The organism is Actinomycetospora sp. C-140 (assembly GCF_054796175.1).
Genome location: NZ_JBTWNF010000018.1, coordinates 51,273 through 62,875, shown reverse-complemented (window position 1 = coordinate 62,875; position 11,603 = coordinate 51,273). Strand labels below are relative to the sequence as shown.

Below are 11,603 nucleotides of genomic sequence, written 5' to 3'. Positions count from 1 at the left end.
ACACCGAGAACGCTAACCCACACCCCCGACAGCCGCCGATCCCGCGGGCGGAGGTCACCCCGACCGGGCCGATCCGTGTCGCCGGGGGACCCGGCCCAGCTCCTCCTCCAGTTCGCGGTCGAGGTCGTCGACCGTCGGCGGCGGCCCGTCGGGCAGGGGGTAGCGACGAGAGACGAAGCACTCGCAGGGAACGAGACGGCGGGTGCGCTCCCCGTCCGGCTGTCGGCGCCCGTCGAACCCGATGTTGCCGTAGCAGTACAGGACCTTGAGCAGGTCGTGGAGCGGCTCGTCGCCAGGGCCCCAGCCACCCGACAGATCCCGGTGGTGGAGCCACAGCCAGAGGGTCTCCGGGATCTCCTCGAACGGGTACTCGCAACCGGCGATCGCACACCAGTTCCCGATGCGGCGGCCGTAGAACGCGAAGAAGCCGGCCCGGTCCCACCCGTCCCGCTCCCCCTCACGGTCCTGAGCGGCGTGGATCAGCGCCGCGATGTCCGGATCCGCCGGCCTCCCGAACGCCGTGCTCCACGCGACGAAAGCATCGATCGCCTCGCGGTGCGTCTCCCGCGCGGGCGCCACCGCCGCCGACAGCGGTACTCGTGGTTGCATGTCCGTGCCCCTCGTCGGGCGCCTCGTACGGCGCCGTTCCTCGACTTGGACGGAGCCCGGAGCCGAACGGTTCCTCCACCTCGCCGTCCGGCCGCGGGACGGCCAGGGTGACCCCATGACCGAGCGCGTCCTCGTCACCGGTGCCGCGGGCCGGATCGGCGGCTACCTGCGCACCCGCCTCGCCCGCCCCGGCCGCACCCTGCGCCTGCTCGACGTGGTCACGCCCCCGGACGGCCCCGACGTGGAGGTCGTCACGGCGTCGGTCACCGACCTCAACGCGCTCGTCGCGGCCTGCGCGGACGTGACCGCCGTCGTCCACCTCGGCGGCCAGAGCGGCGAGGCGGACTGGCAGACCATCCTCGAGACGAACATCCACGGCACGTACACGGTGTTCGAGGCCGCCCGCCGCGCCGGCGTCGGCCGCGTCGTGTTCGCGAGCAGCAACCACGCCGTCGGCTTCCACCCCGCCACCGACCCGGTCGGCGACGACCTGCCACCGCGCCCGGACACCTACTACGGCGTCAGCAAGGTGACCGGCGAGGCCCTCGGCAGCCTGTACCACGACCGCTACGGCCTCGACGTCGTCTGCCTGCGCATCGGGACGTGCCACGACCGCCCCACCGACGCCCGGGCCCTCACCACGTGGCTGTCCCCCGACGACTGCGCACGCTTGGTCGAGGCGTCGCTGACCTGCCCGTCCCCGGGCTTCCGCGTCGTCTGGGGCGTCTCGGCGAACACCCGCAGGCGGTGGGCCCTGACCGGCGCCCACGAGATCGGCTACCGCCCCCGCGACGACGCCGAGGCCTACGCCGCCGAGGTCGCCGACCGCACGAGCCCCAGGACCGACGGCTGGGTCGGCGGCGGCTTCTGCGGACCGTCCTTCGACGCACCTTCGGGCTGATCACGGACAGATCCACGACAGATCCCCGCGGGAGGGCCCGCCACCGGCCAGGATGCCCCGATGGGCTACGTCCTCGGCTTCCTCCCGTGGATCGTCTACTGGGTCCTCGTCGGGAACGCCCCGTTCCGGGTCGCGATCCTCGTCGCGGCCGCGGTCGCGCTGCTCTCGCTGGTCATCGGGCGGATCCGCCGCGAACCCCCGAAGACGCTCGACGTCGGCAGCCTCGCGGTGTTCGTCGTGCTCGCGGTCGTCGCCTTCGTCGTGCCCGACGCGGTCCTGGAGCGCTGGATCCAGCCGCTGGGCAACGCCGGGCTCCTGCTCATCGTGCTGGCCGGCCTCGCGGTGCGGCGCCCGTTCGTCCTCGACTACGCCACGGCGTCGGTCGACGCCGTCACCGCCCGCACCGACGGCTTCCGGACGATCACGACCGCGATGACCTGGCTGTGGGCGGGCCTGTTCGCCGGCATGACACTGCTGTCGGCGATCCCGCCGGTCGTCGACGGCGACGCCACCCTGCTCGACGCCGACGACACCCTCTCCATCCTCTGCTACTGGGTCGCCCCGTTCGCCCTCATGGGGATCGGCGGCGTGATCTCGGGCGCGTTCCCGCCGTGGTTCGCCGCCCGCTCCGCCCAGGTCGACCGGCGCAGCGCCGACGACCCCGCCGCCGTCGCGCAGCCCGCCCCGGACCCCGACGAGGCCGCCGGGCTGGCGATCGACGCCCCGGCGGACTCCCGTCACGACGAGCCCTTCGGTGTCGTGGTGCGCGGCGCGCAGCAGGAGGTGGAGCTCACCGCGCGGGGCACCGACCTCTCCGGTCGCGCCTGGCGCGCCACGGCCACGTTCGCGGCGACCGACGTCCTCGACGTCGCGATCGCCGACCCCACCGCCGGCGACTGGGACGCCGCGGACCCCGACGCCCCGCTCTGGGCGATGCGCTTCACCGCCGCCGGCACCACACCGGACCTGTTCGTCGCGCCCGCCGAGCCGTGGCGGGTGACGGTGACGGCGCGGGCCGGGACCCGCTCGGCCCGCCGCACCGTGACCCGGCGCGCGGCGGCGGCCGGGGTGGCGCTGACGTCGGTCGACGTCGGCGGGATGCGCGGCACCCTGGCGGTCCCGCCCGGCGGCGGGACGGGCCTGCCGGCCGTCGCGTGCTTCGGCGGCTCCGAGGGCGGCTCGGACTCGCAGGTCGCCCACGCCGCCCTCCTCGCCTCCCGCGGCTTCGTCGCCCTCGCCGCACCCTGGGTCGACGAGGCGGTCGCGGCGAAGGCCATCGCGGAGGTGCCGCTCGAGCGCTTCGCGACCGCTCTCGGCGTCCTCACCCACCACGAGGCGGTCGACCCCGCGCGGCTCGCCGCCATGGCCGTGTCGCGGGGCTCGGAGGGGCTGCTGGCCGCGGTCGCCGCGGGGCTGGGCCCGCGCCTCGCCGCCCTCGTGCTCGTCAGCCCCAGCGCCGTCACCTGGCAGGCGGTCGGCGGCGACGGCGAGGTGCCCGACACGGCGTCCTGGACCCACGCGGGCGCGCCGGTGCCGTGGCAGCCGCTGCCCACCGGGGTGCTCATGCGTCAGCTGATCCGCAACGACTGGTCGGTGCACCGCGACGTCGCCGCGCACCGGCCCTCGCTGCTGCGGCTGCGGCCCGCCTACGAGGCCGGTCTCGCGCGCGGCGGCGACGCCGCGGTCGTCCCGTCCGAGCACGTCGCGTGCCCGATCCTGTGCGTCTCGGGTGCCGACGACCAGCTGTGGCCCTCCGGTCCCATGGCCGACGTGCTGCTCGCCCGTCGCGGCCGCCCCGACGACCAGCACCTGCGCTACCCGGAGGCCGGCCACCTCCTGCGCCTCGGCGTGCTGCCCACCGACGCCCCGTGGCACGGCGGCATCGCCTTCGGCGGGACGCGCGCCGGGCAGGCCGCGGCCCAGCGGGACCTGACCGACCGGGTCCCCGCGTTCCTGGCCCGGCTCACGGCGGCGGCCCCCGCCTGAGCACCGCTAGTGCGCGAAGTGACGCGTCCCGGTGAGGTACATCGTGACGCCGGCCCGCTGCGCCGCCTCGACCGTCTGCTCGTCGCGCACCGACCCGCCGGGCTGCACGACGGCGGCGACACCGGCCTCGGCGAGGACCTCGAACCCGTCCGGGAACGGGAAGAAGGCGTCGGAGGCGGCCACGGAGCCCGCGACGCGGTCGCCGGCCCTGCTGACCGCGAGCCGGGCGGCGTCGACGCGGTTGACCTGCCCCATGCCGACGCCGACCGTCGCCCCGTCGTGGGCGAGCAGGATCGCGTTCGACTTCACCGCGCGGCAGGCGCGCCAGGCGAAGGCGAGGTCGGCGAGCACGGCCTCGGAGGCCGGCTCGCCGCAGGCCAGGGTCCACGACGCCGGGTCGTCGCCGGGGGCGTCGACGGCATCGCGCTGCTGGAGCAGCAGGCCCCCGGAGATCGGACGCTGCTCGGCCGGCGACGGCGCCCAGGTGGCGGTCAGCACGCGGATGTTCTTCTTGCGGGACAGGACGTCCACGGCGCCGTCGGCGTAGGACGGCGCCACGATCACCTCGGTGAAGATCTCGGAGACGGTCTCCGCCATCGCCACGCTGACCTCGGCGTTCGCGGCGATGACCCCGCCGAACGCGCTGGTCGGGTCGCAGGCGTGGGCCTTGCGGTGGACCGCGGCGACGTCGTCGCCGCCGGTCGCCACCGCGATCCCGCACGGGTTGGCGTGCTTGATGACGGCCACGCAGACGCGGTCGTGGTCGTGCGCGGCGCGCCAGGCGGCGTCGGTGTCGACGTAGTTGTTGTACGACATCTCCTTGCCGTGCAGCTGGGTCGCGCCGGCGATGCCGCTGGTGACCTCCGGGTCGCCGTAGAGCGCGGCGGCCTGGTGCGGGTTCTCGCCGTAGCGCAGCACCGCGCGGCGCCGGGCCGTGGTGCCGACCCAGCCCGGGAACGGCGACCCCGGCTCGGCGTCGGGGGCGAGCACGTTGCCCATCCACGACGCGACGGCCACGTCGTACGACGCCGTGTGCCGGAACGCCTCGGCGGCCAGGCCGCGCCGGTCGGCCAGCGTGACCCCGCCCTGCTGGGCCTGCTCGAGCACCCACGCGTACCGGGTCGGGTCGGTCACGACGGCGACGGACTCGTGGTTCTTGGCCGCCGCGCGGATCATCGCCGGGCCGCCGATGTCGATCTGCTCGACGCAGTCGTCGGGCGCGGCCCCCGACGCGACGGTCTGGGTGAACGGGTAGAGGTTCACCACGAGCAGGTCGAACGGCGCGATGTCCAGCGACTCGAGCGCCTCGGCGTGCGTGGGCAGGCGCATGTCGGCGAGCAGCCCGGCGTGCACGCGCGGGTGCAGCGTCTTGACCCGCCCGTCGAGGCACTCCGGGAACCCGGTGACCTCCTCGACCCGTGTCACGGGGACCCCGGCGTCCTGGATCCGCGCGGCGGTCGAGCCGGTGGAGACGACCTCGACGCCCGCCGCGTGCAGCCCGGTCGCGAGGTCGAGCAGGCCCGCCTTGTCGAACACGCTGACCAGTGCGCGGCGGACGGGGCGCCGGCCCTCGGCCCCGGTGGCGGTCGTGGCCTCGGTGGCAGTCCCAGAGGTCATGGCATCCTCACTCCTCGTCCGGTGACGGTGGCGCCGTGGCGGGCCAGCGCGGCCACGGTCGCGACGAGCATCCGGCGTTCCACCACCTTGATGCGCTCGTGCAGCGTGTCCTCGGTGTCGTCGGGCTCGACGGCGACGGCCTCCTGCGCCAGCACCGGCCCGGTGTCCACCCCGGCGTCGACCAGGTGCACCGTCGCCCCGGTGACCTTCACCCCGTAGGCGACGGTGTCGCGCACCGGGTGCGCCCCGGGGAACGCGGGGAGCAGGGCGGGGTGGGTGTTGATCGTGCGGCCGCCGTAGCGCGCCAGGAACGCCGCGCCGAGCAGGCGGGCGAACCCCGCCGACACCACGAGGTCGGGCTCCGCCGCGTCGACGGCGTCGGCCAGCGCGACGTCCCAGGCGGACCGGTCGGCGTGGTCGGTGGGCCGCACGACCACCGTCGGGACGCCCGCGGCCGCCGCGCGGTCCAGCGCGCCCACCCCGGCGCGGTCGGACACGACGGTGACGATCCGCGCCGGGAAGTCCTCGCCGGCGTCCAGCAGCGCCTGCAACAGGCTCCCCGAGCCGGAGGCCAGGACGGCGACGCGGGCGGGCACGGGCAGGGTCAGCCGGTGCTGCTCGGTGGTGGTCAGCGCTGCTCCCGAACCGGTCGTGGACGACCCCTCCAGGCTAGCCGCGCCCGTCACCACCTGGGCGGACGCCCTCGTCCGGGGAGTCGACCACCACATCGTCGGGCCCGGTGGCGGCGTCGGTGGCGTCGTCGGTGGCGTCGTCGGAGCCCTCCGGGGCGTCCTCGCCGAGCTCCGCGTCCTCCGCGTCCTCCCCGTCCTCCGTCTCGGCGTCGGCGGCGGGCTCCTGCGCGGCGCGCGACTCCTCGGCGACCGCACCGGCCCGCGGCGCCGGGGCCGCGCGCCCGGTCGAGGAGCGGCGCGCCGGCTGGGCGCCGGAGGTGCCGAGGGGCACCGCGAGCAGGGCGACGACCAGGCCGGGCACCACGATCCACCCGAGGACGGCGACCGTGACGAGCCCGGCCGACAGCGACACCGGGTCGAACGGGCCGGCCCCGAGCCGGCCACCCGACAGCGTCGCCGCGAGGCCGACGAGCAGGGCCGCGGCGGCGGCGGCGGTGACGGTCGCGCGCACGCGGGACGCGGCGTCCGGTGCGGTCGGGGCGAGGCGCCAGCCGACGATGCTGCCGACGGCGAGCGGGACGGCGAACGCCAGCCCGGCCCACGTCGGCGGCGTGCTCTGCGGCAGCAGAGCGGCGAGCGGGATCGGCGGCAGGAGCCCCGAGGTGATCGTCGCCGGCGTCGCCGACGCCAGCCCGATCGACACCCCGGGGCCGACGAGCCAGGCGGCGGCCGCGACGACGGCGTTCGGCAGGTAGGCGAGGGTCAGCAGGGCCAGTCCCGCGCCGCTGCCCGCCTCGGGCGCGACGTCGGCGAAGACGTCCCGGACCGACGCGGCGTCGGCCACGAAGCCCGCGAGCAGCAGGCCCGTCCCGGCCGTCAGCAGCGCGACGGCGCCGAGCAGGCCGCCGCGCAGCCCCGCGCGCGCCCAGCCGGGCACGCGTGCGGGCAGGAGGCGCAGACCGCACGGCCGAGCGACACCGGCCAGCGCGGCGAGGCCGGCGAGGATCCCGCAGGTGACGCCCGCGAGCCCGGGAGACGCGTCGACGACGGTCTCGGGGGTGAGCAGCGCGGCCGCGAGGACGCCGATCACGGCGTGGGCGGCGGCCGCGGTCGCCACGACGGGCACCAGGACGCCGTGCCCGGGCCGCGGGCCCGTCCGGGTGACGGCGCCGCGGGCCACGGTCGCGATCAGCGTCGCCAGCAGCGCGGCGGGCGCCAGGGGCAGCACCCCGAGGGGCACGCCGGTCACCTGCAGGGGCACGAGGTGGGCGACCAGCCAGAGCGGGATCCCGACCGCCAGCGCCTGACCGAGACCGGGCTCACCGCCGGGCGTCGTCCCGGACGCGAGCGCGGCGATCACGCCGGCGAGCACCACGGCGACGCCGTAGCAGATCGCCGGCGGCAGGAGCGCCACCCGCGCGAGGACCGGCAGCCAGCCCGGGGTGGTGGCCTGCGGGGTCCGCGTCGTGCCGGAGGGGTCCACGTCGCCGCGACCGTCGACGGCGGCGCGCCGGCCCCGCCGCGGGGCGTCGCTCGTCGGCACGGTCACGGCCCGACCCTGTCAAACCCCAGGCGCCGGACCGGGCCGCCACGCCGCGCGCGGACCGGCGGTGGGAGCACGTCACGCGGCACCGGGCGGCCGTCCGGTGCAGCGTCGGCCGCCGGTCGCGAGCCCTCGCCCGGAACGAACGACGCGCTCGCTGCTTCGGAAGCAGCGAAAGCGCCGTTCGTTCGTCCGGGGACGGCCGCGCAGCACGCCGCGGCAGGACACGGCTCGGGGCGAGCAGGTCAGCTCAGCGCGGCGAGCCCCATTCGCCGCGGCGATCGTCGGAGCCCGACGCGCCGGGCTGCTGGGGACGCCCGGGGTCCTCACCGGACTCGTGGGCGCCGCGCTGCTCGCGGTCGGTGGTCGGCGGCGGGGCGACGGGCCCGTTGGACGGGTTCGACGGCGCGCCCCACCCGGAGCCGGGGATGCCGTAGCCGGGCGTCGAGGGGCCGCCCGACGAGCCGCTCTGCGGTGACCCGGACGGGGGCGTGCTCGTGCCCCCGGGGCCGGCGGAGGTGCCGTGCACCGAGGTGGCGCCCTCACCCGAGCCGAAGGTGCCGAAGCCGCCGAACCCGGACGAGCCCGCGTTCGGGGTGGTGGTGCCGGGATCGGACGGGGCCGGCCCGGCCTCGTCACGCTCGGAGCTGCCGGGCGCGGCGGAGTCCGACGGGGTGCCCGAGCCCGCGGCGGTGGCACCGGGCACGACCTGGGTGGTCGCGGCCGAGCCCGAGTCGGCGCCGATCCCGGACGGGGTTCCGGAGCCGGACGACGGGCCGTACCCGCCGAACGGGCCGGAGGGCGGCCCCGAGGTCTGGCCGCCGGGACCACCGGGACCACCGGGTCCGCCGGGTCCGCGCGCCGCGGCGAACTGACCGGACGCGGGGCCGGTCGGCGACCCCGGCGCGCCGTAGGCCGGCTGGCCGGCCAGGGTCGGCGCGGGGCCGGACGGCGGCCCGCTCGGAGCGCCGCCCCACGGCCCGCCCGGGGCACCGGGCGCGCCGGGCGGCGGGGCGCCCTGACCCGGCGGCACGGCCCCGGGCGACCCGAAGCCCGACCTCGCGGGCCGGGCGGCCGGCGCCGCGATGACGCCGGCCGCGAAGAGCGCGGCCACGACCGCGGCGGCCGCGGCCAGCACCGCGAGCACCACCTGCACGATGAGCAGCGCGTCGGCGTAGGCCAGCAGCGGCAGCATCGCCAGCGCCCCGGTGACCCCGACGACCGCGCCCGGGACCAGCGTCTGCGGGGCCTTCGGCAGCAGCGAGGCCGCGGTGAGCAGCCCGCCGGCGAGCACGAGCGGCAGGTAGAACAGCGAGCCGAAGGCCGCGCTGAGGTCCGACGCGACACCCGAGGGGTCGGCTGACCCGAAGAACGTCAGGACGTACGCCAGCAGCGCCAGGACACCGGCGGCGAGCGCGACACCGCGCTCGGCGGCCGAGGCACCGGCGGAGCGCGGCCCTCCGGCAGGCGCACCGGCCGGGGCGCCGCCCTGCTCGGGCGTCGTGGTGATCGTCGTGGTCGCGGCGGGGAAGCCGCCGGTGTTCGGGGAGGACGGCCCGGTCTGGCCGGTCGGGGCCTGGCCGGACGCGGGGCCCCAGCCCTGCTGGCCCGATCCCTGCTGGGCCGGCTGACCCCAGCCCTGGCCCTGGGTCTGGGAGCCGTAGCCGCCGCCCTGACCGCCCTGACCGCCCTGACCGCCCTGACCGGGCGCGCCGTAGGGCTGCTGCCCCTGGCCGGCGCCGGCCCAGGAGGACCCGCCGTAGGGCGAGCCGCCGTACGGCGAGCCCTGCCCCGGGGAGCCCGGGGAGCCCTGGGAGCCCTGGCCCGGCTGGCCCCAGCCGCCGGCGCCGGACGCCTGGCCCGGCCACTGGCCGGACGGGCCGCCCGGGGGCGGGCCCTGGGTCGGTGAGCTCATGAGTGGGTCCTCCCGGGGACGGCGGCGTCGGCGGTCGGGCGGTCAGCGACGGGTCGGTCCCGGCGTCAGCCGCTGACCAGGGAACGCGCGAGGTCGGCGGTCTCGGTCGGCGTCTTGCCGACCTTCACCCCGGCGGCCTCGAGCGCCTCCTTCTTGGCCTGCGCGGTCCCCGCGGAGCCGGAGACGATGGCGCCGGCGTGGCCCATCGTCTTGCCCTCGGGGGCCGTGAAACCAGCAACGTAACCCACGACGGGCTTCGTGACGTTGGCCTTGACGTAGTCGGCGGCCCGCTCCTCGGCGTCACCGCCGATCTCACCGATCATCACGATGGCCTCGGTCTCCGGGTCGGCCTCGAACGCCGCGAGGGCGTCGATGTGCGTCGTCCCGATGATCGGGTCGCCGCCGATGCCGATGCCGGTGGAGAAGCCGATGTCCCGCAGCTCGTACATCATTTGGTACGTCAGCGTGCCGGACTTCGACACCAGGCCCATCTTCCCGGGGCCCGAGATGTTCGCCGGGATGATCCCCGCCAGCGACTTGCCGGGCGAGATGATCCCGGGGCAGTTCGGGCCGATGATCCGGGTGCGGTTGCCGTTGGCGGTGGCGTGCGCCCAGAACCACGCGGAGTCGTGTACCGGGATGCCCTCGGTGATCACGACGGCCAGCCCGATGCCGGCGTCGATGGCCTCGACGGCCGCGTCCTTGGCGAACTTCGGGGGCACGAAGAGCACCGAGACGTCCGCCCCGGTCTCCTTCATGGCCTCCTCGACGCCGCCGAACACCGGCACCGAGGTGCCGTCGACGTCGACGCTCGTACCGGCCTTGCGGGCGTTGACGCCGCCCACGAGCTGCGTGCCCGCGGCCAGCATCTTGCGGCCGTGCTTCATGCCCTCCGAGCCGGTGAGGCCCTGGACGATGACCTTGCTGTTCTCGTTGAGGAAGATCGACATCTCACGCACCAGCCTTCGTGGAATTGCCGGCTCCGCCGGAGGCTGCGGCAAGCTCGGCGGCCTTCGCGGCCGCGTCGTCCATCGTGCCCACCACGGTGACCAGCGGGTGGTTCGCCTCGGCGAGGATGCGGCGCCCCTCGTCGACGTTGTTGCCGTCCAGGCGGACGACGAGCGGCTTGGTCGCGTCGTCACCCAGGATCTTCAGGGCCTCCACGATGCCGTTGGCGACCGCGTCGCAGGCCGTGATGCCGCCGAAGACGTTGACGAAGACGCTGCGCACGTCGCCGTCGCCGAGGATGACGTCCAGGCCGGCGGCCATGACCTCGGCCGAGGCGCCGCCGCCGATGTCCAGGAAGTTGGCCGGCTTCATGCCGCCGTGCTGCTCACCGGCGTAGGCGACGACGTCGAGCGTCGACATGACCAGGCCCGCGCCGTTGCCGATGATGCCGACCTGGCCACCCTCGAGCTTGACGTAGTTGAGGTCGGCCTCCTTGGCCTTGGCCTCCAGCGGGTTCTGGCTCTTCTCGTCGACCAGCTGCGCGTGCGCCTCGTGGCGGAACTCGGCGTTCTCGTCGAGGGTGACCTTGCCGTCGAGGGCGATGACCTGGTCCTGCGGGTCGCGCACCAGCGGGTTGACCTCGACCAGCGTCGCGTCCTCGCCGACGAAGGTGTCCCAGAGCTCCACGATCACCTGGGCGGCCCGGTCGGCCACCTCGGCGGGGAGCTTGCCCTGCTTGACGATCTCGTCGGCCTTCGCGCGGTCGACGCCGGCGATGGGGTCGATCGGCACGCGGGCCAGCGCCTCGGGGCGCTCGACGGCGAGCTCCTCGATCTCCATGCCGCCCTCGGCCGAGCACATGGCCAGGAAGGTGCGGTTGGACCGGTCGAGGAGGAAGGAGAAGTAGTACTCCTCCGCGATGTCACTGGCCGAGGTCACCAACACGCGGTGGACGACGTGGCCCTTGATGTCGAGCCCGAGGATGGCCTCGGCCTTCTCCTTGGCCTCGGCCGGCGTCTCCGCCAGCTTGACGCCGCCGGCCTTGCCGCGGCCGCCCGTCTTCACCTGCGCCTTCACGACGACCGGGCCACCGATCTCCTGCGCGACCCGCTCCGCCTCCGCGGCGGTGTCGACGGTGCGACCGGGCAGCACCGGCACCCCGTGGGCGGCGAAGAGATCCTTCGCCTGGTACTCGTACAGGTCCACTCGTGAACTCTCCTCACCAACTCCCCGGCCGACTCGCCCGGTGACGGGCGCGGGCCGGGCGAGGTCGCGCGGCGCCCCTCCTCCTACGGCGAGCGCCCACGTCCCGACGGATGCGCGGCGACCCTATCCACGCCCGGCGGCCCCGGTGGCCGCCGTGGGGGCGACGCCGGACACAGAAGGCCGGGTCGTGCGCCTCTGGATCGTTCACGAGGACGCCCGACCGGGCCCTGGACAGCCCGATCTTGA

The 11,603-nt window shown here is 76.1% G+C and carries 9 protein-coding genes; 2 read left to right on the top strand and 7 right to left on the bottom strand.

Annotated elements, in window-relative coordinates:
* Positions 1 to 54: 54 nt before the first annotated feature.
* Positions 55 to 609: a hypothetical protein gene (locus ACR9E3_RS25500; RefSeq protein ID WP_460383498.1), complete on the bottom strand. Its 555-nt coding sequence runs from the start codon at positions 607 to 609 to the stop codon at positions 55 to 57.
* A 115-nt stretch (positions 610 to 724) separates the two neighbouring features.
* On the opposite strand from ACR9E3_RS25500, the gene ACR9E3_RS25495 reads away from it, so the two are divergent.
* A complete protein-coding gene (locus ACR9E3_RS25495) occupies positions 725 to 1,510 on the top strand; it encodes an NAD-dependent epimerase/dehydratase family protein (protein ID WP_460383497.1) in 786 nt (261 codons plus the stop codon).
* A gap of 60 nt (positions 1,511 to 1,570) precedes the next feature.
* Positions 1,571 to 3,496, top strand: a complete 1,926-nt coding sequence (locus ACR9E3_RS25490) for an acyl-CoA thioester hydrolase/BAAT C-terminal domain-containing protein (RefSeq protein WP_460383496.1) — start codon at positions 1,571 to 1,573, stop codon at positions 3,494 to 3,496.
* Between the two features lie 6 nt (positions 3,497 to 3,502).
* Here the strand turns inward: ACR9E3_RS25490 and purH are convergent, their stop codons facing one another.
* From purH to sucC, 6 genes are all read right to left on the bottom strand, one after another.
* Positions 3,503 to 5,113: a bifunctional phosphoribosylaminoimidazolecarboxamide formyltransferase/IMP cyclohydrolase gene (gene purH, locus ACR9E3_RS25485; RefSeq protein ID WP_460383495.1), complete on the bottom strand. Its 1,611-nt coding sequence runs from the start codon at positions 5,111 to 5,113 to the stop codon at positions 3,503 to 3,505.
* Entirely contained in the window at positions 5,110 to 5,721 is a 612-nt protein-coding gene (gene purN / locus ACR9E3_RS25480; RefSeq protein WP_460383594.1) for a phosphoribosylglycinamide formyltransferase, read from the bottom strand. Before purN ends, purH begins: the two co-directional genes overlap by 4 nt.
* A 61-nt stretch (positions 5,722 to 5,782) precedes the next feature.
* Complete coding sequence (locus tag ACR9E3_RS25475) at positions 5,783 to 7,294, bottom strand: cell division protein PerM (protein WP_460383494.1); 1,512 nt, start codon at positions 7,292 to 7,294, stop codon at positions 5,783 to 5,785.
* 244 nt (positions 7,295 to 7,538) lie between these two features.
* Positions 7,539 to 9,203: a DUF5336 domain-containing protein gene (locus ACR9E3_RS25470; protein WP_460383493.1), complete on the bottom strand. Its 1,665-nt coding sequence runs from the start codon at positions 9,201 to 9,203 to the stop codon at positions 7,539 to 7,541.
* A gap of 65 nt (positions 9,204 to 9,268) precedes the next feature.
* Complete coding sequence (gene sucD, locus ACR9E3_RS25465) at positions 9,269 to 10,153, bottom strand: succinate--CoA ligase subunit alpha (protein ID WP_460383492.1); 885 nt, start codon at positions 10,151 to 10,153, stop codon at positions 9,269 to 9,271.
* A gap of 1 nt (position 10,154) precedes the next feature.
* Positions 10,155 to 11,357: an ADP-forming succinate--CoA ligase subunit beta gene (gene sucC, locus ACR9E3_RS25460; protein WP_460383491.1), complete on the bottom strand. Its 1,203-nt coding sequence runs from the start codon at positions 11,355 to 11,357 to the stop codon at positions 10,155 to 10,157.
* Positions 11,358 to 11,603 lie beyond the last annotated feature (246 nt).

What these genes read in the sequence shown, in the direction of transcription:
- ACR9E3_RS25500 (WP_460383498.1), bottom strand. Translation starts at nt 609, where the DNA reads ATGCAACCACGAGTACCGCTGTCGGCGGCGGTGGCGCCCGCGCGGGAG.
- ACR9E3_RS25495 (WP_460383497.1), top strand. Translation starts at nt 725, where the DNA reads ATGACCGAGCGCGTCCTCGTCACCGGTGCCGCGGGCCGGATCGGCGGC.
- ACR9E3_RS25490 (WP_460383496.1), top strand. Translation starts at nt 1,571, where the DNA reads ATGGGCTACGTCCTCGGCTTCCTCCCGTGGATCGTCTACTGGGTCCTC.
- purH (WP_460383495.1), bottom strand. Translation starts at nt 5,113, where the DNA reads ATGACCTCTGGGACTGCCACCGAGGCCACGACCGCCACCGGGGCCGAG.
- ACR9E3_RS25470 (WP_460383493.1), bottom strand. Translation starts at nt 9,203, where the DNA reads ATGAGCTCACCGACCCAGGGCCCGCCCCCGGGCGGCCCGTCCGGCCAG.
- sucD (WP_460383492.1), bottom strand. Translation starts at nt 10,153, where the DNA reads ATGTCGATCTTCCTCAACGAGAACAGCAAGGTCATCGTCCAGGGCCTC.